The organism is Microbulbifer zhoushanensis, assembly GCF_021729055.1.
GTDB lineage: Bacteria > Pseudomonadota > Gammaproteobacteria > Pseudomonadales > Cellvibrionaceae > Microbulbifer > Microbulbifer zhoushanensis.
This window is the reverse complement of sequence record NZ_JAJSAO010000005.1, coordinates 277,843-304,347: the sequence shown is the minus strand read 5'-3', so window position 1 is coordinate 304,347 and position 26,505 is coordinate 277,843. Positions and strand designations below refer to the sequence as shown.

Annotated in this window: 22 protein-coding genes and 1 riboswitch; of the genes, 20 read left to right on the top strand and 2 right to left on the bottom strand. The window is 62.3% G+C overall.

All coding sequences use genetic code 11. The features are described 5' to 3' along the window. Positions 1-11 precede the first annotated feature (11 nt). Positions 12-2,843, bottom strand: coding sequence for a response regulator (locus LVD10_RS12115; protein ID WP_232941618.1), 2,832 nt, complete (start codon positions 2,841-2,843; stop codon positions 12-14). Between the two features lie 418 nt (positions 2,844-3,261). On the opposite strand from LVD10_RS12115, the gene cysM reads away from it, so the two are divergent. The 3 genes from cysM to mazG are packed head-to-tail and all read left to right on the top strand — an operon-like array spanning position 3,262 to position 7,294. Then, positions 3,262-4,167: a cysteine synthase CysM gene (gene cysM, locus LVD10_RS12110; RefSeq protein WP_232941619.1), complete on the top strand. Its 906-nt coding sequence runs from the start codon at positions 3,262-3,264 to the stop codon at positions 4,165-4,167. A gap of 21 nt (positions 4,168-4,188) precedes the next feature. Next, positions 4,189-6,435, top strand: a complete 2,247-nt coding sequence (gene relA / locus LVD10_RS12105; RefSeq protein WP_232941620.1) for a GTP diphosphokinase — start codon at positions 4,189-4,191, stop codon at positions 6,433-6,435. 37 nt (positions 6,436-6,472) lie between these two features. After that, entirely contained in the window at positions 6,473-7,294 is an 822-nt protein-coding gene (gene mazG / locus LVD10_RS12100; protein WP_237063800.1) for a nucleoside triphosphate pyrophosphohydrolase, read from the top strand. 12 nt (positions 7,295-7,306) lie between these two features. Here the strand turns inward: mazG and LVD10_RS12095 are convergent, their stop codons facing one another. After that, the gene (locus LVD10_RS12095) at positions 7,307-8,302 is read right to left on the bottom strand and encodes a 2-hydroxyacid dehydrogenase (RefSeq protein ID WP_232941622.1); all 996 of its coding nucleotides are present in this window, start codon (positions 8,300-8,302) and stop codon (positions 7,307-7,309) included. A gap of 179 nt (positions 8,303-8,481) precedes the next feature. Between LVD10_RS12095 and adk the strand changes: the two genes are divergently transcribed. From adk to LVD10_RS12010, 17 genes are all read left to right on the top strand, one after another. After that, positions 8,482-9,138 (top strand): adenylate kinase, encoded by a 657-nt coding sequence (gene adk, locus LVD10_RS12090; protein ID WP_232941623.1) that lies wholly within the window; start codon positions 8,482-8,484, stop codon positions 9,136-9,138. Positions 9,139-9,414: 276 nt separating this feature from the next. Beyond that, the gene (gene hemH / locus LVD10_RS12085; protein WP_232941624.1) at positions 9,415-10,413 is read left to right on the top strand and encodes a ferrochelatase; all 999 of its coding nucleotides are present in this window, start codon (positions 9,415-9,417) and stop codon (positions 10,411-10,413) included. Positions 10,414-10,702: 289 nt separating this feature from the next. Then, entirely contained in the window at positions 10,703-11,548 is an 846-nt protein-coding gene (locus tag LVD10_RS12080; protein WP_232941625.1) for a hypothetical protein, read from the top strand. Between the two features lie 157 nt (positions 11,549-11,705). Then, positions 11,706-12,404, top strand: a complete 699-nt coding sequence (gene tsaB, locus LVD10_RS12075) for a tRNA (adenosine(37)-N6)-threonylcarbamoyltransferase complex dimerization subunit type 1 TsaB (protein ID WP_232941626.1) — start codon at positions 11,706-11,708, stop codon at positions 12,402-12,404. 15 nt (positions 12,405-12,419) lie between these two features. After that, positions 12,420-13,217 (top strand): undecaprenyl-diphosphate phosphatase, encoded by a 798-nt coding sequence (locus LVD10_RS12070; RefSeq protein ID WP_232941627.1) that lies wholly within the window; start codon positions 12,420-12,422, stop codon positions 13,215-13,217. 6 nt (positions 13,218-13,223) lie between these two features. Beyond that, on the top strand, positions 13,224-14,105 hold the full coding sequence (locus tag LVD10_RS12065) for an NAD(P)-dependent oxidoreductase (RefSeq protein WP_232941628.1): 882 nt from the start codon (positions 13,224-13,226) through the stop codon (positions 14,103-14,105). Between the two features lie 51 nt (positions 14,106-14,156). Beyond that, complete coding sequence (locus LVD10_RS12060) at positions 14,157-15,245, top strand: tRNA-queuosine alpha-mannosyltransferase domain-containing protein (RefSeq protein ID WP_237063799.1); 1,089 nt, start codon at positions 14,157-14,159, stop codon at positions 15,243-15,245. A 142-nt stretch (positions 15,246-15,387) separates the two neighbouring features. Next, positions 15,388-16,173: a sulfite exporter TauE/SafE family protein gene (locus LVD10_RS12055; RefSeq protein WP_232941630.1), complete on the top strand. Its 786-nt coding sequence runs from the start codon at positions 15,388-15,390 to the stop codon at positions 16,171-16,173. A gap of 13 nt (positions 16,174-16,186) precedes the next feature. Continuing rightward, on the top strand, positions 16,187-17,554 hold the full coding sequence (safD, locus tag LVD10_RS12050) for a sulfoacetaldehyde dehydrogenase SafD (protein WP_232941631.1): 1,368 nt from the start codon (positions 16,187-16,189) through the stop codon (positions 17,552-17,554). Between the two features lie 73 nt (positions 17,555-17,627). Then, positions 17,628-17,726: riboswitch (TPP riboswitch) on the top strand. Positions 17,727-17,884: 158 nt separating this feature from the next. Beyond that, complete coding sequence (thiC, locus tag LVD10_RS12045) at positions 17,885-19,831, top strand: phosphomethylpyrimidine synthase ThiC (RefSeq protein WP_237063798.1); 1,947 nt, start codon at positions 17,885-17,887, stop codon at positions 19,829-19,831. Between the two features lie 51 nt (positions 19,832-19,882). Next, positions 19,883-20,965: a glycine oxidase ThiO gene (thiO, locus tag LVD10_RS12040; RefSeq protein ID WP_232941633.1), complete on the top strand. Its 1,083-nt coding sequence runs from the start codon at positions 19,883-19,885 to the stop codon at positions 20,963-20,965. A 95-nt stretch (positions 20,966-21,060) separates the two neighbouring features. Next, on the top strand, positions 21,061-21,273 hold the full coding sequence (thiS, locus tag LVD10_RS12035; protein WP_232941634.1) for a sulfur carrier protein ThiS: 213 nt from the start codon (positions 21,061-21,063) through the stop codon (positions 21,271-21,273). 1 nt (position 21,274) lies between these two features. Next, the gene (locus LVD10_RS12030; RefSeq protein ID WP_232941635.1) at positions 21,275-22,081 is read left to right on the top strand and encodes a thiazole synthase; all 807 of its coding nucleotides are present in this window, start codon (positions 21,275-21,277) and stop codon (positions 22,079-22,081) included. 223 nt (positions 22,082-22,304) lie between these two features. Then, on the top strand, positions 22,305-23,834 hold the full coding sequence (gene thiE, locus LVD10_RS12025) for a thiamine phosphate synthase (protein WP_237063797.1): 1,530 nt from the start codon (positions 22,305-22,307) through the stop codon (positions 23,832-23,834). A 3-nt stretch (positions 23,835-23,837) separates the two neighbouring features. Next, a complete protein-coding gene (locus tag LVD10_RS12020; RefSeq protein WP_232941637.1) occupies positions 23,838-24,593 on the top strand; it encodes a HesA/MoeB/ThiF family protein in 756 nt (251 codons plus the stop codon). A 125-nt stretch (positions 24,594-24,718) separates the two neighbouring features. Further along, positions 24,719-25,144, top strand: a complete 426-nt coding sequence (locus tag LVD10_RS12015) for a c-type cytochrome (RefSeq protein WP_232941638.1) — start codon at positions 24,719-24,721, stop codon at positions 25,142-25,144. A 297-nt stretch (positions 25,145-25,441) separates the two neighbouring features. Then, positions 25,442-26,392, top strand: a complete 951-nt coding sequence (locus LVD10_RS12010; protein ID WP_237063796.1) for a Vgb family protein — start codon at positions 25,442-25,444, stop codon at positions 26,390-26,392. Positions 26,393-26,505 lie beyond the last annotated feature (113 nt).

Sequence of the window (26,505 nt, the reverse complement as noted above, 5' to 3'; positions counted from 1 at the left end):
CCCGGCGTAAGTCAGGCGTTGGCCGTCAGGCCGAACAGTGCGTCCAGGTCCTGCTCAGAGGCCCATTCCCGCAACGCGCGGATCTCGCGGGCCACCGCTTCCACTTTCTGGTCGTCGATATCGGCATCATTGCGGTTCTGCAACGGGCGCAGGTGGTCCTGCAGGGCACCGGTGGCCTCCCGCAGGCGCGGGACCCCGCAGTAGCAGCAGCCACCGTGGAGCCGGTGTACCAGCTCAAACAGGTCGCGGTGATTGTCTGCGGCACGGCAGCGGTTGAGTTCCTGCTCGTCGGCGATCAGTCCCTTGACCAGCATCTGCAACATATCCCGGGCCAGGGTGGCGTCGTTGTTACTGAGCGACAGGCTCTCGGATATATCCACCAGGCGTGGCGTGTCCGGCGCCTCCTGGTTGTCCCTGGTTGGGACAAGGATTTTCATCCAGCGCTTGATCATATTGCTTAGCTGGGCTTCGCTTACCGGCTTGCTCAGGTAGTCATCCAGGCCGGCGGAGAGCAGGCGGGCCTTTTCCTCGGCACCGGCATGGGCCGTCAGGGCGATAATCGGCACCCTGCCATCGGTTTCTGCCGCACGGATTTTCTTCGTTGCCTCGATACCGTTCATGCCCGGCATCTGGATATCCATAAAGATCATGTCGAATGTTTCATGCTCCCACAGGGATATCGCTTCCTGGCCGCTGGCCGCAACGGTCACGTCAATACCCTGGGCCCGCAGCAACTCGCCCACCAGGTGGCGATTGGCCTCGTGATCATCCACCGCCAGTACCCGGGGCGGGGATGTCCATGGCAGGGCCGGATGGGTGGTGCCAGTGGGGCGGCTACTGGGCTGGTGGGGGAGCGAGCGCCGCATGGCCCGCAGCAGGTTGTCGCGGGTCACCGGCTTGGCCAGGAATGTGAGTACGCGGGTGCGCAGCTGCTCGTAGCAGCGGCGCAGTTCCACCGGCGAGCCCTGCATGATCACCCGGCACTGGTAAGTGTCCACCAGCTGCTGGATAGTGCCGACGAAACTGCAGAAATCGTCCCCGGCGATGGCGGTATCAATGATCACTGCATCGGGCAGGGCATCGTGGTTCCACATCTGTTGCAGTGCCGGAAGCAGTGTGCCGGTGTCATCCAGCTCGATGGCTTCAACCCGCCAGAGCTGCAGCAGTTGTGATACCTGCATGCGCGTCATGCGGTTGGGGTCGGCAATCAGCACCCGCGCGCCGGGGAACTGGTCCCGTACCGGCTGGCTGCGGTTGCGTTCCAGTTGCAGCGGGATATGCACCCAGAAGGTGGCGCCCCCGCCAGCGGCCTCGTCGATACCAATGCTGCCGCGCATGCGCTCCACCAGGCTGCGGGCGATGGCCAGTCCCAGCCCATTGCTGCTGATCTGCTGCCCGGGACTCTGGGCACTGCTCTCGAGCACCTGGCGCAGCTCCCGGCGACCCTCCTCGTTGATCCGGTTACCGAGATCGGTGACGCTGATGCGCACCGTAATCTCTGCATCCTGGCCACTTTGCACACTGGCGCGCACCGGGATGTTGCCGTCTGCCGAACTGCGCACGGCATTGCCCACCAGGTTGGTGAGTACCTGCTTGATGCGCAGGGGATCGCCAATCATGGTGGGCGGTAGCTGGGCGTCGATCAGCGGTACCAGTTCGACCCGGTTCTCGTGGGCGAAGGGGGCGAGGATCTGCAGGGTTTCCTCGAGCAGCTGCCCTACGTTGAGGGGAATATGGTCCAGCACCAGGTTGCCGGACTCGATCCGGGAAAAGTCCAGGATGTCGTTGATGGTTGTCAGCAGGTTCTCGGAGGAGCGCAGGATTGTCTGCAGGTAATCCTGTTGCAACTCGTCGACCTCGGTTTTCAGCAACAGGTGGGTAAAGCCGATGATACCGTTGAGCGGGGTGCGTATTTCGTGGCTGGTATTGGCGAGGAATGTGGACTTTACGCGGCTGGCTTCCAGTGCCTTCTTGCGGGCCAGGTCCAGCTCGATATTCTGCTCCTCCATGCTGTCCAGGGACTGGCGCAGGTCCTCCATGGATTGCAGCAGGTTTGCGGTGGCGTCCTCCTGGTAGGAGGCAAAGTTGCTCGCCATCTGGTTGATCCGCTCGGCCAGCAGGTTGAGTTCGCGATTTTCCCCGGGGGCAACCCGGCGGTCCAGTTGGCCGTGGCCGATATCCTCGACCGCCTTGCCCATATGCGTCAGGTAGCGCCCCAGCCTCTCGGACAGGAAGATCGACCAGGCCAGCGCGGCCAGGGAGCACAGTATCAGTCCCAGCAGGCCGGCCAGGGCCACCTGGTAGGCACCGATGGTGAAATAGGGGCGATGCAGCTCGATGGCGATCCAGCAGGTCAGCGGTTCGGTCTTGAGGGGATGGAGTACCTGGATACTGCCGGATTTCTCCAGAATAAAGCCATCCGACTGGTCCGCCAGCTGGGTGGCCCTGAGGGGCGAGCGCGGGCGCGGGCCCGCCGACGCCAGTTCCTTCAGCCCCGTGTCCGGGTCGAGGTCGTCCCCGGAAGCGGAGTAGATGTGCACCGACCGCACCATGTCCTTCTCGAGCATCAGGGCCAGCAGGCTCTTGTGCAGCCAGTCGAGGCGCTTCTGCAGCGGCTCCCCATCGCTGAGCTCGATCAGTTCCGCCAGCTGCTCCGCGCTGGCGTGGCCGTGGCTCAGCAGGAGCTGGCGGCGATCGCTCACCTGTTGCTGGGTCAGCAGCCCACCCAGTACCAGGGCCAGGATCAGTGCGGGCCCCAGGGTCAGGCGGAAGATCAGGGCGCGCAGCGAAACCGCGCGGCTGGCGGGGTCCGGGTCTTGTACCGGAGAAGTGGGTACAGTCATAGGAAGGACATGTGTTCGGACGTTATTTTGTCCCGATTCTACTCCCCCCGGGGGCAAATCGCACCACGCCAGTTCGCACTAATTCCACGGCCGCCGGCGGGGCAGGTATATCCCCGGGCCAGGGGCAGTGAGTACCCGGAGCCGTTTCCCGCAGGCAGGCCGTAACGCCGCGTTGCGGAAAAACAGCTTCGTTCCTGCGGTCCGTGCCCGAAAACAGGTGACGCCGTGCCGCTGATTGCGTATTTGCCCTGCGAAACCAGATTTCTCACCGTTGCGCCCCTTGCCTGGTTTTCCGGCAGGGTGGCCGTTGGGTTGACCGTAAACAGGCCACCGGCCGGGCAGATTTCACCAGGGTCGCAGGTGCCGGGCCCGAAGGGTAGAATGGCGCTTCGATTTTTTGCCCGGTTGCGAGCACATTATGCATTACCCGACGATTGCCGACTGCGTGGGGAACACTCCCCTGGTGCGCCTCCAGCGCCTGCAGGGTGATACCAGCAACACGATTCTCCTCAAGCTCGAGGGCAACAATCCTGCCGGCTCGGTCAAGGACCGACCGGCCCTGTCGATGATCAGCCGGGCAGAGGCCCGTGGCCAGATCACGCCCGGCGACACCCTGATCGAGGCGACCAGTGGCAACACGGGAATTGCCCTGGCGATGGCGGCGGCGATCAAGGGCTACCGCATGATCCTGATCATGCCCGAGAGCGCCACCGAGGAGCGCAAGGCGGGAATGACGGCATACGGTGCGGAGCTGGTCCAGGTCAGTGCCGAAGAGGGTATGGAAGGGGCGCGAGACCTGGCACTGCGTATGCAGGCCGAGGGGCGGGGGCTGGTACTGAACCAGTTTGCCAATGATGATAACCCCCGCGCGCACTATGAGGGCACCGGCCCAGAGATCTGGCGCCAGACCGGCGGCGAGATTACCCACTTCGTTTCCTCCATGGGGACCACTGGCACCATCATGGGCTGTGGCCGCTACCTCAAGGAACAGAATCCGGCGGTACAGATTGTGGGCCTGCAGCCCACCGAGGGTTCCAGTATCCCCGGGATCCGCCGCTGGCCGCAGGAATACCTGCCCAGTATTTTTGTGCCCGAAGAGGTGGACCGCGTGGTGGATATGGACCAGCGCGAGGCCGAGGAAATGGCGCGCAAGCTGGCGCGGGTCGAGGGGATTTTCGCCGGGGTGTCTTCCGGCGGTGCTGTGGCGGCAGCCCTGCGGCTCTCCGCGGAAGTGGAGAATGCCACCATCGTCGCCATTGTATGCGACCGGGGTGACCGCTATCTCTCCTCGGGGCTGTTCAGCCAGCCGCAAGCCGGCAATTGATTCGGGAAGTATTCAAGTCCGATGGTACAAGTCAGAAAACATCACTCTTTCGGCGCGAGTGGCGAACTGGACCTGGAGTCCTGGTTGCGCCATATCCAGACCCTCGCCAATCTCGATGGCGGCGCCCTGGTTACCCTGCGTCGCGCGGCGGAGCTGAGCAGCGATGCCGAGCAACAGGCCATTGCGGCGGAGAATATCTGGGCCGAGGGGGCCAGCAGCTACCTGACCGGCCTGGAAATGGCCGAGATCCTCGCAGACCTGCAGGTGGACGGCGAAGCGCTCTGTGCCGCAGTGCTGTACCGCGCGGTGCGGGAAAAGCGCCTGCCGGTCAAGAAGGTCGAGGAGGAGTTCGGCAAGCCCGTGGCCAAGCTGATCCGCGGGGTGCTGCGCATGGCGGCGATCCGCAGTCGCAGTGCGGATACGGATACCGAGAGTGCCCGCGGCGCGGTCGAGGAGCACTCGGAAAATATCCGCCGTATGCTGGTGGCGCTGGTGGACGACGTGCGTGTGGCGCTGGTCAAGCTGGCGGAGCGCACCTGTGCCATTCGCGCGGCGAAAAACGCCGACCCGGTGAAGCGCCGGCGGGTGGCCCGGGAAGTGGCGGATGTCTACGCGCCGCTGGCCCATCGGCTGGGTATCGGCCATATCAAGTGGGAGCTGGAAGACCTGTCGTTCCGCTACCTGGAGCCGGAAGACTACATGCGGATCGCGCGGCTGCTGGACGAGAAGCGGCTCGATCGACAGAAATATATTGACCAGGTGCTGGAGCTGCTGCGCTCCGAGCTGGGGCGCGCGGATATCGAGGGCGACGTTTTCGGCCGTGCCAAGCATATCTACAGCATCTGGCGCAAAATGCGCCGCAAGAATATCGGCTTCTCGCAGGTTTACGACATCCGCGCGGTGCGCATCCTGGTGCCCACCGTGCGCGACTGTTATGCCGTACTGGGCATCGTGCATAACCTCTGGCGCAATATTCCCAACGAATTCGACGATTACATTGCCTCGCCCAAGGAGAATGGCTATCGCTCTCTCCACACCGCGGTCATCGGCCCGGAGCGGAAGGTGCTGGAGGTGCAGATTCGCACCTTCGCCATGCACGAGGAGGCCGAGTACGGCGTCTGTGCGCACTGGCGCTACAAGGGCACGGACAAGGACTCGCAGGGGCAGGACGGTTACGAACAGAAAATTTCCTGGCTGCGCCAGGTACTCGACTGGCACGAGGAAGTGGGCGGCAACCCCTTGCAGGACGACCTGCAGTCCAGTGAGGTGGATACGCGCATTTACGTGTTCACCCCGGACGGGCATGTGGTGGACCTGCCGAGTGGTGCCACGCCGCTGGACTTTGCCTACAAGATCCATACGGAAATCGGCCATCGCTGTCGCGGTGCGAAGGTCGATGGCCGCATCGTGCCCCTCAACCACGAACTGCAGACCGCCAACCAGGTGGAAATCCTTACCGGCAGGCGCGAGGCACCGAGTCGCGACTGGCTGTCGCCAGGGATGGGCTATATCACCACTTCGCGCGCCCGGGCCAAGATTATCCACTGGTTCAAGCAGCAGGCCCGCGACCAGAATATCGCGGATGGCCGGGCGATCCTCGACGGCGAGTTCAAGCAACTGGCGTTGATCGACTTCGACTTTGCCGCATTGGCCGCCAAGCTCAATATGCACTCACTGGACGACCTCTATGCCGCCGTGGGTGCCGGGGATATCGGGGTAGGGCAGGTGCTCAATTCGGCCCAGCGGATGGTCAAGGTTGAGCAGGCCGAGCCGGTTCCGTCGCTGACTGCGTCAGTGGCGCGCAGCGATGGCCAGGCCGATGTGTATATCGATGGTGTCGGTAACCTGATGACGCATATCGCGCGCTGTTGTAACCCGGTCCCCGGCGACGAGATCATGGGTTACATCACGCTCGGTCGGGGTGTTTCGATCCACCGCAAGGACTGCGCCAACATGCTGCGTATGCAGTCAGAGGAGCACGAGCGTGTGCTGCAGGTGGAATGGGCGCAAAAGCCGCGTGAACTGTATGCGGTGGAAATCATGATCGAGGCCTATGACCGCCACGGGTTGCTGCGGGATATCACCGCGATGCTGGACAGCCAGCGCATCAATATCACCGCCATGCAGACGCGCTCGAATAAGCACAAGCATACGGTGGACATGGTGCTGACCGCGGAGATCCACAACTTCGAGGAGCTGAGCCGTGTACTGCACCGGATCAACCAGCTGCCCAATGTGGCCTCCGCCCAGCGTCGTGTCCTGCATTGAGGCGGCGTAATGCCCTGTAAACCGACCGGAGTTGACCTTGCAAGATCGCTACACCGTTGAGGACCTCCTGCACCTGATGGCGCGCCTGCGCGACCCGGACGGGGGTTGCCCCTGGGACCTGAAGCAGGACTTTGCCAGTATCGTCCCCTCTACTATTGAGGAGGCCTATGAGGTGGCAGAGGCCATCGAGGCGGAGGACTTTGAGCACCTGCATGAGGAGCTCGGTGACCTGCTGTTCCAGGTGATCTTTTACGCCCAGCTGGGGCGGGAGCAGGATCGCTTCGATTTCCCCCGGATAGTCGATACGCTGGTGCGCAAGCTGCTGCGCCGGCACCCACATGTTTTTCCCGATGGCAGGCTCTACGGCCAGCGTCCGCAAGCGACTGTGAATGAGTCCGAGGTCAAGCGCAACTGGGAGGCGATCAAGGCCTCGGAGCGCGGTGCCAGGGGGGACGCCGGGGTGCTTGCCGGTGTCGCGCGGGGACTGCCCGCGAGCACACGTGCGCTGAAGCTGCAGAAGCGTGCGGCCGGGGTCGGTTTTGACTGGCCCGCGCTCGATGGCGTGCTGGAAAAAATAGAAGAGGAAGTAGCGGAATTGCGGGCCGCGGTGGCTGCCGGGGACAGTACCCACATAAGGGAGGAGCTGGGAGACCTGCTGTTCAGTTGTGTGAATGCGGCGCGTCACCTGAAGGTGGATCCGGAGGGCGCCCTGCGGGACTGCAACCGCAAGTTCGAGCGCCGTTTCAATATGGTGGAGGGGGCCCTTGCCGCCGATGGGCGCCGCCCCGCCCAGGCCTCGCTTGAGGAGCTGGATGCGCTGTGGGAAAAGGCCAAGCGCGTCGAGCGGGGCGGGGAGTGAACCGATAGCCTGTCAGTCGACGAACAGTGCATTACTGCATTGCCCATGTGACTCGAACTCTGTCACATTCTGCAGCGTGGTCTGCGCGATATTACAGATGGCTTCCCGTGTGAAGTATCCCTGGTGGCCGGTTACCAGTACGTTATTGAACATCAGCAGGCGCGCAAAAACATCGTCATCCAGCACGGTATCCGAGTGGTCCTCGAAAAACAGGCTGTCCTCCTCCTCGTAAACGTCGATGCCCAGGTATCCGAGCTTGCCGCTTTTCAGTGCCTCGATAACTGCGGGAGTATCGATCACCGCACCGCGGGATGTGTTGATCAGGCAGGCACCATCGCGCATCTTCGACAGCATATGCCGGTCAATCATGTGTGTTGTGGCGGGGAGCAGGGGGCAGTGGAGTGAGATGATATCGGAGTTCCTGCACAGGGTGTCGAGGCGCACATAGCGCATTCCCAGGGCGTGGCAGTCAGGGTTCTCCTCCGGGTCATGGCCCAACAGTTCACAACCGAAGCCGTGCATGATGCGGGTGAAAACCGTCCCGATCTTGCCGGTTCCCACCACGCCCACGGTCTTGCCGTGGAGGTCGAAGCCCATCAGGCCATCGAGGGCGAAATTGCCGTCCCGGACCCGCGCCTGGGCGCGGTTGATGTTGCGGATCAGGCACAGCAACAGGGCCGTGGCGTGTTCGGCGACCGCGTAGGGCGAATAGCCTGGTACGTTGGCGACCAGTATCCCGAGCTGGTTGGCCGCCTTGATATCCACATGGTTGAAGCCTGCGGAGCGCAGGGCGAGCATTTTTACCCCGCTCTCCTGCAGTCGCTGGAGCAGGTCACGGTCGACCGTGTTGTTGACAAAAATACAGAAAGCTTCCGCGCCCTTGCCCAGGGCCAGCGTGTCGCGGTCAAGCTGGGTGTCTATATAGTGAAGTTCGTGGCCAAAGCGGCGGTTGTACCGGTCGAGGTAGGTCCGGTCGTAGGAGTGAGTCTGGTAGACGGCAATTTTCATGGACCTGGCTCCTGCGGTACAAATTTTGTACTAGCATAGCGTGTTGGCAGTGACCGACCCGTCATCGGTCGGTCGCGCTCGCCGCTGTACCTTGCCCTGCCTGGGGTCTGCGTGTAAGGTAGCGCTCTTTTGGCGTGGCAGGCATTGACCCGCCGATATAATCTGGAGGCAATCTGACTATGCGAATTATTCTCTTGGGGGCGCCGGGGGCCGGCAAAGGTACCCAGGCTCAGTTCATTACAGAGAAATTCGGCATTCCGCAGATCTCCACCGGCGACATGTTGCGTGCGGCAGTAAAGGAAGGCACCCCGCTGGGGCTGCAGGCCAAGGACATCATGGCGGCCGGTAAGCTGGTTTCGGATGACCTGATCATTGCCCTGGTCAAGGAGCGTATTGCCCAGCCGGACTGTGCCAACGGTTTCCTGTTTGACGGTTTCCCGCGCACCATCCCCCAGGCCCAGGCACTGCTGGATGCCGATGTTGCCATCGATCATGTACTGGAAATCGCTGTGGACGATGAAGAAATCGTCAAGCGCCTGTCTGGCCGCCGTGTCCACGAGGGATCCGGCCGCGTCTATCACGTGATTTACAATCCGCCGAAGGAAGAGGGCAAGGACGATGTCACCGGTGAACCGCTGGTGCAGCGTAGCGACGATACAGAGGAAACTGTCCGCAATCGCCTGGCGGTGTATCACGAGCAGACCGAACCGCTGGTTGGCTTTTACCGCGAGCTGGCGGAGCGTGCACCGGAAACTGCACCCAAGTGCAGCAAGGTTGCAGGCGTGGGCACCATGGATGAGATTCGCGAAAAGGTGAGCGCGGCGCTCACCAGGTGATGCGCCCGGTCCCGGACTGATCCGGGAATGGGTTCGCCACGTAAAACGGCCCCCTGACGGGGGCTTTTTTGTGTCCGGCATATGGGCATCCGGCATACGGTTTGCCGGGTTCGGGGGATTGCCTGTAATTGCTGTTCACATCTGGGGCGCCGATGTATTCCGCTTTATAGTGTTCAGGTATTCCTTGGGGCTTTGCGGCTGCCATGCCAGGGGCGTTGCCGGCGCGACCCTGGGTACAGCCGGGCGGATCTGTTCAATTTCAAATGGGGCCAGCAAATGACTACAGCCGTTATCCTGATGAATCTGGGGACACCGGAAGAACCCACGCCCGCAGCAGTGCGGCAATTCCTTCGCGAATTCCTTGGCGACCCCCGGGTTGTTGAGGTTCCCCGCCCGCTGTGGATGGCCATCCTGCACGGATTCGTGTTGCCCTTCCGGCCGGGCAAGATCGCCCCGGCCTATGCGGAAATCTGGGGCCGTGGACTGGACGGGGAAGCGGTTGAGGGGTCACCGATACACTTCTACACCCGTCGCCAGGTGGAACTGCTACAGGCGCGCCTCGCTGACCTGCGACCCGATATTACCGTGGATTACGCCATGACCTATGGCAGGCCCGGCCTTCAGTCCACTGTCGAGCGCCTGCGCCGGGAAGGCTTTGATTCATTCCTGGTGCTGCCGCTCTATCCCCAGTACTCAGCGACCACCACCGGCGCTATTTATGACCAGGTGGCGAAAATCTATCGGTCCAACCGTGATATCCCCGATATCAGCCTGGTGCGCGATTATTACCGGCACTCACTCTATATCCAGGCCCTTGCCAGTTCGGTGCGGGAGCACTGGGAAAAACACGGTGCCGCAGAAAAGCTCCTGATGTCTTTTCACGGTATCCCCCGGGCCAATGTCCGCAAGGGCGATCCCTACGAACAGCAATGCCATGAAACCGCCCGGCACCTGGCCAGTGCGCTGGGACTGGCGGAGGACCGCTGGCAGATCTGTTTCCAGTCGCGTTTCGGCAAGGCCGAGTGGTTACAGCCTTACACAGATAAAACCCTGGAGGCATGGGGGCGTGAAGGGTTGGCGAGCGTCGATGTAATCTGCCCGGCATTCGCGGCCGATTGCCTCGAAACCCTGGAGGAAATTGCAGTAGAGAATCGCGCTAATTTCCAGGATAGCGGCGGGGGTGAATACCGGTATATTCCGTCCCTGAATGCTCGGCCGGATCATATCGAAGCGCTCGCGGCCATTATCGAAGAAAAGCTTCCTCTCTCCTGTTAAAAATCCGCTTTGTCGCCCTTGAAAGTGAAAAAATGGATCCGAATGGTTGAAAGCGGGATTTTTTTACCCAAAAAGCTGTTTTTTTGTCCCATTTTTCTTGCAAAGCAGGTTTTTTTTATTAACTTAGATAAAGTTGCATGGAAATAAACCATGCAACTCGCTCCCTGAGCGCAGCCGGCTACCTGCTGACTGAACTTAAAGGGAAGTCGAAAGGCGATGACCGCGGCAATCAAGCCGATACACTTTCAGGTAGGTAGGAAGTACTTCTTCTCATACAAGGAGACAAGGGATGGCACGAGTAGCAAAAAAGCGTACAGCAAAAAAGAAGGCCACGGCCAAGCGTACCGCCCGGGCAAAAGCTCCGGCTTCACAATCACCTGCAGTAACCAAGGCCCAGAAGTCGGTTGATTCCGCGACCAAGGCCCTGGATGCCCAGATGGATCGCGTGGCCAAGGCACGTGAGCGGGCCCAGCGGACCGGAACAGCGGCGGCCAAGAAGTCCCTGACCAGCGCCAACCAGAAGCTAAAGGATTTGCGCGCCAAGTCGGCTTCCGCAAAGCTGGACCTGGCCAAAGCCAAGGCAATGGAAACGGTTCGTCACGCGGAAGAGGCAGCCAAGCAAAAAGTTTCCGAGATGGCGGATAGCCTGTCCAGCAAGGCGGAAAAGGATATGAAGGCGGCAGTCGACGCCTTTGAAAAGCGCTGGAAAAAGTCCCGCGAGAAAGCTGATGCCAAGAAGCTGAAGGCGGCGGAGAAAAAAGCCGAGGCCAAGGTGAAGCAGGCGGCCAAGAAGGCCACCGCCAAGGTGAAGGCGCTGGACAAGAAAGCCGCGGCCAAGGCCAAGGCTGATGCCAAGAAGGCGGCCAAGAAGAAGACGGCTAAGAAAGCTCCCGGCAAAAAAGCCGCACGTAAGAAGGCCACCACCAAGCAAGCCGGCCGGCCGAAGAAGTCTGCAGCAAGGGCCGGTAGCGCCCGCAAGGGACAGAAACGCGGACCCGGTCGTCCCCCCAAGGTGAATGTGGCTGACAGGAAGGCGGCCGCGTCTGGCAAGAAGGCCGCGACCAAAAAGGCCACCAGGAAAAAGGCGGCGAAAAAGTCCACGGCTCGCCGTGGCCGTCCGCCCAAGAAGTCCTGACAACCGGATATCCATTCCGGTTACCCGCAGTATCGAGCAAAAGCCCCGGCCTGGCCGGGGCTTTTGCGTTTGCGGCCAATTCCGGGGCTCCAGGCCATGAACTGCCGCGGCGGATGTGACACAATCTGCTCCTCGCAATTGAAGGGACCCCTCTGCAGTGAAAATCCTCGCCCTGGATACCACCTCCGGCTCCTGCTCGGTCGCCCTGAGCGATGGCGACCTGGTCCGGGAGCAGTTTGTCGCCGCTGAACGCGACCACACCCGCCGCCTGCTGCCCATGGTTGACCAGGTACTGGCCGAGGCCGGCCTCAAGCTCAGTGATCTCGACGCCCTGGCCGTCAGCCGCGGCCCGGGCTCGTTTACCGGCCTGCGTATTGCTATCAGCACCACCCAGGGCCTGGCGTACGCCGCGGACCTGCCGGTAATTCCCGTATCCAGCCTCGCTGCACTTGCCGCCGGGGCGAGGCGCCAGCACCGGGACTGGTCGACCGGGAGCATCATCGCGGCACTGGATGCGCGTATGCAGCAGGTCTACTGGGGAGTTTACTCCGCCGCATCACCGGCGCAGAGCCTGCTGCCTGAGGCAGTGCAGGACCCGGAAGCGGTGGCTGCGGTGATCGCCGGTGCGGAACTCGACTCCCCCCTTTATGGAGCTGGCCCGGGCTGGCACTACGAGGGCCTGGCGACGGCACCGGTGACGGCAACGGACCAGAATTGCCCCATCCATGCCCGGGATATCGCTGAGCTGGCCCGTGCGGCCGGCACAGCGGCGGCAGTCACTGCAGAACAGCTGGAGCCCCTTTACCTGCGCAATGAAGTCACCTGGAAGAAGCGGCAGAAAATCCGCTCGGAATAGGAAACCCGGCCTTACATGGAAATTTTTCAGATTGTGATCCTGGCCCTGATCCAGGGGCTGACGGAATTCCTGCCCATCTCCAGCTCTGCCCACCTGATCCTGCCCAAGGAAGTACTGGGGTGGCCGGACCAGGGGCTGGCATTCGATGTTGCGGTCCACTTTGGTTCGCTTTCGGCGGTGATTTTTTATTTTCGGCACGAGGTGTGGGCGCTGCTGCGCGATGGCCTGGGTGGCCTGGTAAAGGGGGAGTTTACCGATGACGGCCGGCTGGCCTGGTTGATCGTCCTGGCGACTGTCCCCGCGGGCATGACCGGTCTGGCGTTCAAGGGGTTTATCGAGCACAACCTGCGCTCTGCGGCGGTGATTGCCGCTGCCACCATTGGCTTTGGTATTCTCCTCTGGTGGGCAGATGTGCGTGCCCGCCGTGAACTGACGCTGGCCCAAATGGACTGGAAAAAGGCCCTGTTGATCGGGGTGGCGCAGGCCGTCGCATTGATCCCGGGCACTTCCCGCTCCGGTATTACCATGACCGCGGGCCTGATGCTGGGAATGAAGCGGGAGGCCGCGGCGAGATTCTCTTTCCTGATGTCGATCCCGGTGATCGCCCTCAGCGCCCTGTTGCTGACGTTCGACCTGCTCGGTGAGCAATCTGTCCCCTGGGGGGATATATTCCTGGGGGCGTTGCTGTCGGGCATCAGTGCCTACCTGTGTATTCACTTTTTCCTGCAATTTATCAGCCGCATCGGTATGGCGCCCTTCGCCATTTACCGTCTCCTGCTGGGCGCGGCTCTTATCTGGATGATCTGGGGGTAACTGCCAATGACAACCGTCGCATTCATTGGGCTCGGGGTAATGGGGTATCCGATGGCGGGGTTCCTCGCCCGGGCCGGCCATACAGTGCGGGTATACAACCGCACTACCAGCCGTGCACAGCAGTGGGCCGGGGACTACCCGGGCACCGTCTGGCCGACACCGGCGGAAGCGGCGCAGGGAGCGGAGTATGTGTTTGCCTGTGTGGGTAACGATGACGACCTGCGCGAGGTAGCCTGCGGGGAGCGGGGCGCATTTGCAGGTATGTCCCGGGGCAGCCTGTTTGTGGATCACACCACGGCTTCTGCCAATGTGGCGCGGGAACTGGCAGCCCTGGCTGCGGAGCGCGACATCGGATTCCTGGATGCACCGGTCTCCGGGGGCCAGGCCGGGGCCGAGAACGGTGCGCTCACGGTGATGGTGGGCGGAGAACCCGATGACTACGAGCGTGCGCTGCCGCTGATCGATCACTACGCCCGCGCGGTCAACCGACTGGGCCCGGTGGGCAGTGGCCAGCTGTGCAAGATGGTTAACCAGGTCTGTATTGCCGGTGTGGTGCAGGGCCTGGCCGAGGGGCTGCACTTTGCCCGGGCGGCCGGGCTCGATGCGGAGCAGGTTGTCGAGGTGATCTCCAAGGGAGCGGCCCAGAGCTGGCAGATGGAAAACCGCTACCAGACGATGCTGGCGGGCGAATATGAGCACGGGTTCGCAGTCGACTGGATGCGCAAGGACCTGGCCATCGTGCTGGACGAGGCACAGCGCAATGGCGCCCTGCTGCCGGTTACCGCCCTGGTGGACCAGTTCTACAGTGAGGTGCAGGCCCTGGGTGGTGGTCGCTGGGATACCTCCAGCCTGTTCGCCCGCCTGACGAATGTACGCTCTTTCGACTGAGCCGCATCGCGCCATGGAAGCAGTGACTTTAGTCCGGGGCGGGGCTGGGATATGAAAGTCCTGCTGTTGTCCGCCTACGACGCCGGCAGCCACCGCCGCTGGCGCAGGGGCCTGGTCGCTGCATTACCCGAGTGGGACTGGACGGTGCTCACCCTGCCTCCGCGGTATTTCAGCTGGCGTGTGCGCGGCAACAGCCTCAGCTGGGGGCGGGGAGAGGCTGCCAAGATTCTGCAGCAGCCCCATGACCTGGTAGTGGCCACTTCCATGACTGACCTGGCCACGCTGCGCGGCCTGGTACCGTCGCTGGCGGGTATTCCCGCAGCAGTTTATTTTCACGAAAACCAGTTCGCCTACCCTCGCAGCGATCGGGCGTTCCAGTCGGTCGAGCCGCAGCTCCTCAACATCTATACCGCCCTTGCCGGCGACCTGCTGTTGTTCAACTCGGAATTCAATCGCAGCACCCTCCTCGACGGCGCCAGGCAGCTGCTGAAACGCTTCCCCGATCACGTACCGCCCGCTATTTGCGATGAGATCGAGCAGAAATCACGGGTACTGCCGGTGCCACTCGACGATTCGCTTTTCACCGGGCCAGCCCCAACGGCAACCGGCCCGGACCGCGATGCCCCGCTGGAAGTCTGCTGGGCGGCGCGCTGGGAATATGACAAGGGCGGCGAGCGGCTGCTGGGGATACTGCAAGGGCTGGAGGAGGGGCAGGTGAACTACCGGCTGCACCTGCTGGGGGAATCCTTTCGCAACAGTCCCGGGGAGTTCGCCACTATCCGGCGGGAGTTTGCCCATCGGCTGGGGCGGGTGGGATTCCTGCCCGACCGGCGGCAGTACCTGGAGATCCTGGCGCGCAGCCATGTATTCCTGTCCACCGCCCACCACGAGTTCCAGGGGCTGGCAGTGATGGAGGCCTGCGCGCTGGGGTGCTCGCCCCTGGTACCGGACGAGCAGGCCTACCCCGAGTTTTACCCCGTTACCAGCCGCTACCGGGACGTCCGCGAGGCAGTCGATAAAATAGGCCGTATGGCCGCCGGTGCCGCACTGTGTCCGTCACCGGATTTTTCCGGCTATGCATGGCAGCGGCTGGCCCCGGCGTACAGGGATTGTCTGGCCGGTGTTGCAAGTATGTCCTGATTTAACCAGTCGTGGTCCGGTGACTACTGGGTTTGGCTGGTAGCTGCGGCTAGACTGCCCATCGACGGGTTCGCCATCGACGGGTTCGCCCACGATAAGACTCAACAATGCCGGGCCCCGGCGCTGCTGTAGAGACCGTGCCGTGCCGGAATTCGCCGAATTCTCCTTTTTGTCCTCGCTATCGTCGCTGTCCTCCCTGTCGGCGGTGACGCTGGGGCTGCTGCTGGCGGTTTGTGTCGCCAGTGCATTTATATCGGCGGTTACCGGTGGTGCCGGTGGTGTGCTGATGTTTGCCGCACTCAATGTGGCGATCCCGCTGCGGATGCTGGTGCCGATTCACGGTGCGGTACAGCTGATGAATAATCTCGCGCGGATCTACTATGTGCGCGAGCACATCCGCTGGGAGTTCTGCCTGCCCTTTTTTGCCGGCTGTACCCTGGGTGCGGCGGTCATGACGATGGGACTGGCAAGCCTGGACTGGCAGCAGTTGCCGATGGCGCTACTTGCCGTCCTGATTTTTTACACCGTATTGAAACCGAAGAAACTGCCGGAAATCCGCCTGGCCCCGCGCAATTATTTCTGGGTCGGGATCGGAACCGGGACGCTGGGCATACTGGCAGGCGCCGTGGATCCATTGCTGGCGGCCTTTTTTGTGCGCAGGGACCTCTCGCCCAAAGAGGTGGTGGCGAATAAATCGGTCATGCAGGCCTGGTGCCATGCGCTCAAGGTGCCCGCGTTCATCTACCTGGGCTTTGCCTTTTCCGATCACCTGGGGCTGATCCTGCTGTTGACCTTGGCAGCGGTGGTGGGAACCCGGATCGGCATCGCCATGCTCAACCGCCTGGACAGCAGGCTGTTCTTCCGGCTGATGCGGTTGGCACTGTTGGTTGCCGGCCTGCGAATCATCTATCAACTGATTGTGAATTAACTGGAGCGCCGCCATGGCCGATTATCGCATCCTCAATCCCTACGACGGTGAGCTGATCGAAGAGTACGATTTTGCTGACCGCGACGATGTCGAGCGAGTTATTGGCCAACTGGTGGCGGGGCGTGCGGTACAGTCAGCCACACCAGCATTCGAGCGTTCCGATATCCTGTTGCGGCTTGCTGGCCTGCTCCGTGAGCACGCCGATCACCTGGCCAGGCTAATTACCGCCGAGACCGGCAAGACCATCAGTGACAGCCGGGTGGAGATCGAGCGCGCGTACAACACAGCCCTGGCGAGTGCCATGGAAGCGCGCGCCATAAACGGCGAGGCACTGGATTCCGATGCCTACCCTCCGCAGCGTGAGCGCATCGGCGTGGTGTTGTGGAAGCCGCTGGGCACGGTACTGTGTATCACTCCGTTTAATTTCCCCATCAATATCGCTGTACACAAGATCGGTCCGGCATTTGCCGCGGGCAACACCATCCTGTTCAAGCCAGGCCCGCAGAACAAGCGTTCGGCGGAATTCCTGGTGGAGCTTTGCTATCGCGCCGGTATGGATCGCAACGTACTGCAGATGCTGGTGCCGGATATTCCCGCCACCAGCTACGCCGTGGCGCACCCGCAGGTGCAGGCAGTCAACTTTACCGGCGGCACGGCGGCGGCCAATGCCATTGCCGCAGCGGCCGGTTACAAGAAACTGCTGCTCGAGCTGGGCGGCAACGATCCTCTGGTGGTGATGGCGGACGGCGACCTGGATGCGGCGGTATCCGCGGCCATCAACCAGCGGTTCGCCACTGCCGGCCAGCGCTGCACTGCGGCCAAGCGCCTGTTTGTGCAGCGCGAGGTTTACGAAGCTTTCACCGGCAAGCTGCTGGATGCTACCGCCCGCCTGGAAGTCGGCGACCCGATGGCGGAAGATACTTTTGTTGGCCCGCTGATCCACACTGCCGCCGCAGACGAGGTGCACGGACGTGTCGAGGATGCGGTGACCCGGGGTGCGCGGGTGCTGTGTGGGCATCGCCGCGAGGGCAACCTGTTGTGGCCCACGGTTATCGACAGGATCCCGGACGACGCGCCCCTGGTGGCAGACGAGACCTTCGGGCCGGTTATCCCGCTGCGCCCGTTCGACAGCATCGACGAGGTGATCAGGCTGGTTAATGACAGTCCCTTTGGGCTGCAGGCCGGGGTTTTCACCCGTGACCTGGGCCTGGCCAAGCAGCTGTTCAACGCTCTCGATGTAGGGCTGCTGGCTGTAAACGACGGCCCGGGCTTCCGCGCGGAGCATTTCCCCTTTGGCGGGGTGAAAGAGAGCGGGGTAGGGCGCGAAGGTGTGCGCTACGCCATTCGCGAGATGAGCTACCAGAAATCCCTGGTAATCTGACCCTCTCTTGGCCCCAGTTCACAATACTGTTGGCCGGCCTTGTCCAGGGCGCGGATCATCCACTATACTCCGGCACAACTTGTCGGAGTGCCTGTGGGCTGAGATCGCTGTTGCGAGATCCGTTGAACCTGATCGGGGTAACCCCCGCGTAGGGAACAAGATCTGAAGTCGCTACATATGTGAGCGCGGGGTTTTCACCATAAATCCCCCGCTACCGAAAAAGTCATTACACGACTTTCCTCTCTGCTGATTCTTCCCCGGGCGCTCGGGCGCCACTCTCCGCGAAAAAGCGCCACGTTGCGCATTTCCGCGCAATACAAAGGGGTCAGCATGTCTCAAGAAACCGATACGCCGGTCGACGCGAACCGAGAGTCCAGCGAACGGGATTCCACGAAAAAAAGTGGACAATCCCGCGCGGAAAGCCGCGAATCTGCCCGGGTTTTCCTCGACAACCTTACCGCCCAGTCCTTTCCCAATTCCCGCAAGATCTACCTGGAGGGTGACAGCACCGATATCCGTGTTGGCGTACGCGAAATCTGCCTGGGCGACAGTGTGGTGGGTGGTGACGAAAGCAACCCGGTGCTGGAGCCCAACGCGCCACTGCGGGTTTATGATACTGCCGGCCTGTATTCCGATCCGGACTACCGGCCCAATGTGCGCGACGGCCTGCCCCGGTTGCGCCAGGCCTGGATCGAGGCCCGCGGCGATACCGAGGTACTGACCACCCGGCAGGCGGCCTACAGCCAGCAGCGCATGGCCGACCAGGGCCTGGACCATATCCGCTTTGACAACCTGCCGTCCCCGCGCCGCGCCCGGGCGGGGCAGAATGTCAGCCAGATGCACTATGCCCGCCAGGGCATTGTTACCCCGGAAATGGAGTTTATTGCCGTGCGCGAGAATATGGGCCGCGCCGCGGCCGGCGAAGTGCTGGCGGAATCCGATTACGGCAAAGCCCGCGACGGCATTTTTATCCCGGAACAGATCACCCCGGAATTTGTGCGCCGTGAAGTGGCGGAGGGGCGCGCGATCATCCCCGCCAATATCAATCACCCGGAGCTGGAACCGATGATCATCGGGCGCAATTTCCTGTGCAAGGTGAATGCAAATATCGGCAATTCCGCAGTCACCTCGTCCATCGAGGAGGAGGTGGAGAAACTGGTGTGGTCCACGCGCTGGGGCGCGGATACGGTGATGGACCTGTCCACGGGCCAGAATATCCACGAGACGCGCGAATGGATCCTGCGCAATTCACCGGTCCCCATCGGCACGGTACCGATTTACCAGGCCCTGGAAAAAGTGAATGGGGTTGCCGAAGACCTGAACTGGGAAGTGTTCCGCGATACCCTGGTGGAACAGGCGGAGCAGGGGGTGGACTACTTCACCATTCACGCCGGGGTACTGCTGCGCTATGTGCCGCTTACCGCAAAACGCGTCACGGGCATCGTGTCCCGCGGTGGCTCCATCATGGCCAAGTGGTGCCTGGCCCACCACCGGGAGAATTTCCTCTACACCCACTTTGAGGAAATCTGCGAGATCATGAAAGCCTATGATGTGAGCTTCAGCCTCGGCGATGGCCTGCGTCCGGGTTGTATTGCCGACGCCAATGACGAGGCCCAGTTCGGTGAGTTGCACACCCTGGGTGAGCTGACTGAAATTGCCTGGCGCCACGACGTGCAGACCATGATCGAGGGGCCGGGCCACGTGGCCATCCACAAAATCCGCGAAAACATGGATGAGCAGCTCAAGCACTGCCACGGCGCGCCGTTCTATACCCTCGGTCCGCTGACCACTGATATCGCGCCGGGCTATGACCATATCACTTCCGGTATCGGGGCTGCACTGATCGGTACCTACGGCTGCGCCATGCTCTGTTACGTGACGCCCAAGGAACACCTGGGCCTGCCCAACAAGGAAGACGTAAAAGAGGGGCTGATGGCCTACAAGATCGCCGCCCACGCCGCGGACCTGGCCAAGGGCCACCCCCGCGCGCAGCAGCGCGACGATGCATTGTCCAAAGCCCGCTTCGAGTTCCGCTGGGAAGACCAGTTCAACCTGGGCCTGGATCCGGAGCGTGCACGCACTTACCACGATGAAACCTTGCCGAAGGAATCCGGTAAGGTGGCGCATTTCTGTTCCATGTGTGGTCCCAAGTTCTGCTCCATGAAAATTTCCCAGGATGTGCGGGACTATTCCCGCAAGCTTGAGGCGGAACAGGGCATGGAGGAAATGGCGCTCAAGTTCAAGGACATGGGCAGCGAGTTGTATCACAAGGGCTGATGCAGCGCGCCGCAACTTCGGCATTCGAGAGCTCCCGGCACAGGAAAACCGATGACCCTGACTGTCTCCAACCAATGTCCCCGCGTCGCCATCGCCGGCGGCGGCCTGATGGGGCGCCTGCTGGCCTGGCGCCTGGCATTGCGCGGGCTGGATATCACCCTGTTCGAGGCGGGCAGCCTGGCGCGCCCGAGTGGTGCCTGCTGGACCGCTGCGGGAATGATTTCACCGCTTTCAGAACTGGTGCACAGCGAACGCTCGGTATACGAGCTGGGCCTACGCAGCCTGGTGCTATGGCGGGAATGGAGCGGGTGCCTGCAGCTCCTCTGCGGTTCCCCGGTGGGGTTTCGCCAGGCCGGTAGTGTGCTGGTGGCACACGGCCGTGACCGCAGCGAGTTGCTGCAATTCCAGCGCGAACTACAGGGCAAGCTCGAGGCCGGGGAGCTGGGGCAGCTGCGGGCCGTTGCCGCCACTGAGCTGTGGGAGCTGGAGCCGGCGCTGGCCGGCTTTGAGCGGGGGTTGTTCCTGGCCCCGGAGGGCGATATCGACAACCGGCGCCTGTTGCCGGCCCTGCTGGAGGTACTCCGTCGGCAGCGGGTTTCCCTGCGCGAGGAATGCCCGGTGGACTGCGAGCCGTTCACAATTTTCGAGGGCGGTCGCCGGCAGGAGTTTGAGTTGGTGGTGGACTGCCGTGGGCTTGGTGCGAGGGATCGGGTGCCGGGCCTGCGCGGCGTGCGCGGTGAGGTACTGGTGGTGGAAACGCCCGAGGTGCAGTTGCGGCGCCCGGTGCGCCTGCTGCATCCCCGCTACCAGTTATACGCGGTACCAAGAGAAAACGGCCAGACGGTGATTGGCGCCACTGAAATCGAGAGCGAGGATATGTCGCCGACCAGCCTGCGTTCCTGCATGGAATTATCCTCGGCCCTGTACTCCCTGAACCCGGCATTTGCCGAGGCGCGGATTATCGAGACCCGCGTCAACTGCCGTCCGGCCACTATGGATAACCTGCCCGTGGTGGAGGGGGAGCCGGGGCTGGTCAGTGTCAATGGATTGTACCGGCATGGCTACCTGCTGGCGCCGGCACTGGCCGAACGGGTGGAGCAGTTGGCGATAGGGCAGGTGCAGCAGTTGGCATGAAGGACGGCCGGGATGCAGCTATCCACCGCCCCGGATATACAGCAATAACTTACTGCTGAACAGGCAGCTATAAAGCGAGGTGAAATGCGAATCCCATGAGCAAGCCGATAAAAATCCAGGTCAACGGGGAAACACAGCCGCTCCCGGAAGAGAGGAACCTCGACCATTTCCTACTGTGGCTGGGCTATGAGGGCGATACCTTTGCCGTGGCCCTCAACGGTAATTTTGTGCCGCGGGGCCGCTATGCGGAAACAATACTCAATGACGGCGATGCACTGGATGTAGTGGCGCCGGTGGTCGGAGGCTGATATGAGCGATGAGCTGGCACTGTACGGCAAATCTTTTTCCTCACGCCTGCTGGTGGGCACGGCCATGTACCCGTCGCCGGCAATCATGCGCCAGTCCGTGGTTGAGGCGGGAGCCGAGATCATCACCCTGTCGCTGCGCCGGCAGAACCCGGCCCAGCAGCAGGGCAAGATGCTGTGGGATTATATCCAGGAGTCCGGTTGCTCGTTATTACCCAACACCGCCGGTTGCAAGTCACCCGCGGAGGCAATCGCCCTGGCGGAAATGTCGCGGGAAATCTTCCGTACCGACTGGCTGAAGCTCGAGGTGGTGGGGGATGATTACAACCTGCAGCCCGATCCGTACGGCCTGGTGGAAGCGGCAAGGGAACTGGTGCAGCGCGGCTTCAGGGTATTGCCTTACTGCACTGACGACCTGCTGGTTTGCCGCAAGCTGCTGGACGTGGGCTGTGAGGTGCTGATGCCCTGGGGCGCGCCGATTGGGACCGGGCTGGGCCTGATGAATAAATACAACCTGCAGACATTGCGCGACCGTCTGCCGGATATCCCGCTGATTATTGATGCGGGCATAGGAGCGCCCTCCCAGGCAGCAGAAGCCATGGAAATGGGTTTCGATGCCATCCTGCTGAACACCGCCATCGCCAGGGCACAGGACCCGGCCGCTATGGCCCGGGCGTTCCGGCTGGCGGTGGAGAGTGGACGCGCGGCACACCGGGCCGGCCTGATGGTCCAGCGCCAGACCGCCAGCCCCAGTACCCCGACGCTGGATATGCCGTTCTGGCAGCAGGCGGAAACCGCGGGCCGGAATTGACCGCGCACAACGCTTTCGGCGACGGAGGATTTCCGTGTGGATAGCCAGCAGTGCTGAGCTCGCTGGTGCCACCGTTGGACGGCCGCCGCAAGCATCGAGTTGCCGGGCAGGTGAATTCCTGAGTCGAAACCCGGTCATACACGACGTGAATAATAAGATGTGAAGCACGGCAAAGCGGGAGCGGCGGTAATCCCCTGTGCCAGGAACAAGTTGTAAATAGTTTATGCAAATGCAAACAAAACCGATTGTCTGGACCATCGCCGGCAGCGATTCCGGCGGTGGCGCCGGTATCCAGGCGGACCTGCTTACCTTTGCCGATCTCGGTTGCCACGGTTGCACTGCCATCACCGCCAATACTGCACAGAACACCGTGGAAGTTGCGGCCGTCAATGCGGTCCCCCTGGATGTACTGAGCGGGCAGCTGGAGGCGCTGCAGCGTGACCTTTTCCCCGACGCGATCAAGATTGGCCTGGTGGCCAATGCCGGGCAGGTGCTCGCCCTGGCGGAGTTCCTGCACCGTCTCAAGGCGGTGACGCCGGTGCCGGTAATCTACGACCCGGTGGCTGTTGCTACCAGTGGCGACAACCTGGCCGAGGAAGGCATCGGTGAACTGGTGATGCGCGAGCTGTTCCCGCTGTGTGACCTGGTGACCCCGAACCTGCACGAACTGGAGTGGCTGGCACGTGCGCCTGTGGGCAGCGCGGAGCAGATTCAGCACGCGGCGCGCCTGTTGCATGCCGGTGGCTGTCGCGCGGTGCTGGTCACCGGTGGCCACGCGGAAATCCAGCCCGGGGAGGTTGCCGACCTGCTCTGGGACGGGGCGCGGAGTGACTGGCTAATTGGCGATAAGCAGCCTTCGGTCAACACCCATGGCACCGGCTGTACCCTGTCTTCCGCAATTGCCGCCTGTACCGCACTTGGTTATCCGCTGCGGGATGCCTGTGTGGTGGCCAAGGCCTATGTCCAGAGGGGCCTGCGCCTGGGGGATAGCGATACCGTGGGCAGTGGCCCGGGCCCGGTGGGGCATTGTGGCTGGCCGGTTGAAATGGTGGATTTCCCCCGGGTGCTGCTGCCGCAGGAAGAATCGGCCAGCCTTTATGGTACATTCGACGCATCCGGCAGCCGCCTTTTTACCAGCGACTTCGCCGCCACGGATAGTGGGACGCTGGGGCTTTACCCGGTTGTCGATTCGGTCGAGTGGCTGGAAAAACTGGCGGCGGAAGGGGTTAAGACCCTGCAACTGCGGATCAAGGAGGCCGGCACAAACCTGCGAGGGCAGGTTGAGCGGGCGGTCGCTATTGGCCGGCAGTATCGCCTGCGCCTCTTTATCAATGATCACTGGCAGCTTGCCATTGAGTGCGGTGCCTACGGGGTACACCTGGGACAGGAGGACCTGCAGGCCGCCGACCTGAAGGCGATCAGGGCTGCGGGGCTGAAGCTGGGCATCAGCACCCATGGTTTTTATGAATTGCTGCGCGCCTATCGCTATCGCCCCAGCTACCTGGCCATCGGGGCCATCTTTGCCACCGATACCAAGGATATGAGTGACCAGTTGCAGGGGGTGGCCAAGCTTGCGCGGATGGCGGCACTGGTGACAGATATCCCGCTGGTGGCAATCGGTGGCATCAATATCGAGCGGGCCCCGGCGGTGGCGGCCACTGGCGTGGGCAGTATTGCCGTGGTCAGCGCCATTACCCGGGCGGCGGATTACCGACAGGCCGTGCGCGAGCTGCGGGCCATTTGCGGGAATTGAATCATGCTCAGTAACAGGCAATACCAGCGCTACAGTCGCCAGATCATGCTGCCCGAAGTGGGCGAGGGCGGCCAGGAAAAACTCGGTCGCGCTCGGGTGATGATCGTCGGTATGGGCGGACTCGGCAGCCCGGCGGCGCTCTACCTGGCGGCGGCCGGGATCGGCGAATTACACCTGGTGGATGGCGACCGACTGGAAATATCCAACCTGCAGCGACAGATTCTCTACAAGACCAATCACCGGGACAAACCCAAGGCGGAGGTGGCGGCGCAGCAGCTGGTGGCGGCGAACCCGGAAATCCGGGTGCAGGGACACGTGCGCATGGCCGATGCCGCCTGGTTGCGTGACCAGGTTCCGCAAATGGACCTGGTGCTCGACTGCACGGATAACCTGGACAGCCGCTATGCCATCAACAGTGCCTGCCGTGAGGCCCGCAGGCCGGTGGTGATGGCATCGGCGCGGGGTTTTTCCGGCCAGCTGGTGAGCTTTGATTTTGCCACCGGGCTGAGCCCCTGCTATGCCTGCCTTTTCCCCCCCGGCGGGGAGCGGGAGGCGGCTAACTGTGCCAGTGCGGGAGTGCTGGGGCCGGCCCTGGGGGTGATGGGGAGCCTGCAGGCGATCGAGGCGATCAAGTTTTTGCTGGGACTGCCGGTGCCGAGCCTGGGCCGGTTACAACTGTTCGAGGCGCAGACACTGGAGTTGCGGTCGCTGCAGCTGCAGGGTAATAATCAATGTCCCGAATGTTTCCCGGGCCAGTGAGCGGACTTTTGCAGCCACCCGTCCGGATTCGTGCGGGAATCTGTACGGGCCCGGGTTACCCTCCGGCGTGCAGCCGGAGTCCTGCCGGGGACTGTGCGCCGACAATGCATACGGAAATAACAACAATGAAACGATTGCTCCCCATCCTGACAGCCACCCTGGTACTGGTCGCCTGTGCCCCCGGGGACGATCCAGCGGTTTCATCGCAGGCTGCAGCCTCGCAGCCGGCGGGAATACAGGCCGCAAGCGGGGCGGCGCCGGAGGACATTCGTGAAACCTACCTGCGCAGTTGCCACAGTTGCCACGGGCCCGGTGTCACCGGCGCGCCCCGTACCGGCGACGTGGCGGCCTGGAAACCCCGTGCCGCAAAGGGGTTGGATGTGCTGGTGACCAACGCCATGGAGGGTTACAGGGCCATGCCTCCCCGGGGGCTGTGCTTCGATTGCACTGAATCCGAATTCGCCGGCCTGATCCGCTATATGGCAGGTGCCGCGCTGGATGATACGGCAGGGGCCGAGGCGGGCCGTGACACCACCAGTGCGGGGCACTGATCGCAAGCGCCCCGGGAGCAGCTGGCCTGGCGATAAAAACCATTCGCAGTGGCGAGTGGTTTACCACACGGACTGATCGACAGGAGTCGGCCTATGCGTGCTGTTGAACCCCGGAACCCCTCTTCCCGGGATTTATCCTTACTTCACAGGCTTTTCCCATCCGCCATTTCCTGGCCGGTTGTTTTACTCTTCACCGCTTTTCTCACTCTCTCCCTGTGGATTACCCCTGTTGCGGCACAAAAGCTGGACGGCCCGGAGGATAAAAGCGGAGCGGACGGCAACGCGGCAGGCAAGGCATTGCAGGATACGGATACCTCGCTGCCGGACCAGCTGGAAATCCGGGTATGGCGAATACCCTGGGGTGGTCGCCCACGGGACCCATTTGTGGATAGCCGCGGTTCGGTCTGGTTCTGCGGCCAGGCCGGCAATTATATTGGCCGCCTCGATCCGTCAACGGGGGACCTCAAACAGTTCGAGGTGCCGGAGAACTCCCACCCGCACAACCTGGTTGTCGATCCTGAAGGCCATATCTGGTACGCCGGTAACCGCAATGCCCATATTGGCCGGCTGGATCCGTCGAACGGTGGTATCCGGCGCTTTTCCATGCCCGAAGGTGTCGACGATCCGCACACGCTGGTATTGAATGGCGAGGGCAATATCTGGTTTACCGCACAGCACAGCAACCGCATCGGGCTACTCGATACAGGCAGCGGCAGGGTGCGGTCGGTGCAGCCCAGCGTTGCCGGTGCGCGCCCTTACGGCATCAAACTGGACAGTGACGATCACCCGTGGGTGGCACTGTTCGGTACCAACCGCCTCGCCAGGGTAGATCCGGATACCATGCAGCTGACCGAGTTTGAGCTGCCGCGTCCCGACGCGCGGCCGCGCCGGCTGGAGATCGATGAGCGTGGCGATATCTGGTATGTGGACTATGTCGGCGGTTTCCTCGGCCGCTACCAGCCTGAGAGCGACCGGTTTGCCGAGTGGCGGCTGCCGGGAGACTCCCCGCGCCCTTATGGCACCGCCCTCGACAACAGGGGGCATCTCTGGGTTGTCGATACCGGCGTGATGCCCAACCGGGTGCTGGGGTTCGACCTTGGCCGGCAGGAATTTTTCAGCAGTTCGCCGGTACCCGGCGGTGGCAATGTGCGGCATATGTACTTTGACCCCGCGGAGAGTGCGTTCTGGTTCGGCGTTGATGCCGGTTATCTCGCCCGCGGGCGGCCAAAGGCGGGGACCGGGCGCTGATAGCAGGGATTGCCGGATTTCTGGCGCTGCGGGGCCGCGAAACCTGTAATCGCGGCTAAGCTTGCAATATTGTCGCGCCGGCACCAGATAGCTTTTCCTTATCGAACCTATTC

What these genes read in the sequence shown, in the direction of transcription:
- LVD10_RS12080 (WP_232941625.1), top strand. Translation starts at nt 10,703, where the DNA reads ATGGCACGAGTAGCAAAAAAGCGTACAGCAAAAAAGAAGGCCACGGCC.
- thiS (WP_232941634.1), top strand. Translation starts at nt 21,061, where the DNA reads ATGAGCAAGCCGATAAAAATCCAGGTCAACGGGGAAACACAGCCGCTC.
- cysM (WP_232941619.1), top strand. Translation starts at nt 3,262, where the DNA reads ATGCATTACCCGACGATTGCCGACTGCGTGGGGAACACTCCCCTGGTG.
- relA (WP_232941620.1), top strand. Translation starts at nt 4,189, where the DNA reads ATGGTACAAGTCAGAAAACATCACTCTTTCGGCGCGAGTGGCGAACTG.
- LVD10_RS12065 (WP_232941628.1), top strand. Translation starts at nt 13,224, where the DNA reads ATGACAACCGTCGCATTCATTGGGCTCGGGGTAATGGGGTATCCGATG.
- LVD10_RS12115 (WP_232941618.1), bottom strand. Translation starts at nt 2,843, where the DNA reads ATGACTGTACCCACTTCTCCGGTACAAGACCCGGACCCCGCCAGCCGC.
- LVD10_RS12095 (WP_232941622.1), bottom strand. Translation starts at nt 8,302, where the DNA reads ATGAAAATTGCCGTCTACCAGACTCACTCCTACGACCGGACCTACCTC.
- LVD10_RS12015 (WP_232941638.1), top strand. Translation starts at nt 24,719, where the DNA reads ATGAAACGATTGCTCCCCATCCTGACAGCCACCCTGGTACTGGTCGCC.
- thiC (WP_237063798.1), top strand. Translation starts at nt 17,885, where the DNA reads ATGTCTCAAGAAACCGATACGCCGGTCGACGCGAACCGAGAGTCCAGC.
- LVD10_RS12060 (WP_237063799.1), top strand. Translation starts at nt 14,157, where the DNA reads ATGAAAGTCCTGCTGTTGTCCGCCTACGACGCCGGCAGCCACCGCCGC.
- LVD10_RS12070 (WP_232941627.1), top strand. Translation starts at nt 12,420, where the DNA reads ATGGAAATTTTTCAGATTGTGATCCTGGCCCTGATCCAGGGGCTGACG.
- adk (WP_232941623.1), top strand. Translation starts at nt 8,482, where the DNA reads ATGCGAATTATTCTCTTGGGGGCGCCGGGGGCCGGCAAAGGTACCCAG.
- hemH (WP_232941624.1), top strand. Translation starts at nt 9,415, where the DNA reads ATGACTACAGCCGTTATCCTGATGAATCTGGGGACACCGGAAGAACCC.
- thiO (WP_232941633.1), top strand. Translation starts at nt 19,883, where the DNA reads ATGACCCTGACTGTCTCCAACCAATGTCCCCGCGTCGCCATCGCCGGC.
- LVD10_RS12030 (WP_232941635.1), top strand. Translation starts at nt 21,275, where the DNA reads ATGAGCGATGAGCTGGCACTGTACGGCAAATCTTTTTCCTCACGCCTG.
- thiE (WP_237063797.1), top strand. Translation starts at nt 22,305, where the DNA reads ATGCAAATGCAAACAAAACCGATTGTCTGGACCATCGCCGGCAGCGAT.
- LVD10_RS12020 (WP_232941637.1), top strand. Translation starts at nt 23,838, where the DNA reads ATGCTCAGTAACAGGCAATACCAGCGCTACAGTCGCCAGATCATGCTG.
- safD (WP_232941631.1), top strand. Translation starts at nt 16,187, where the DNA reads ATGGCCGATTATCGCATCCTCAATCCCTACGACGGTGAGCTGATCGAA.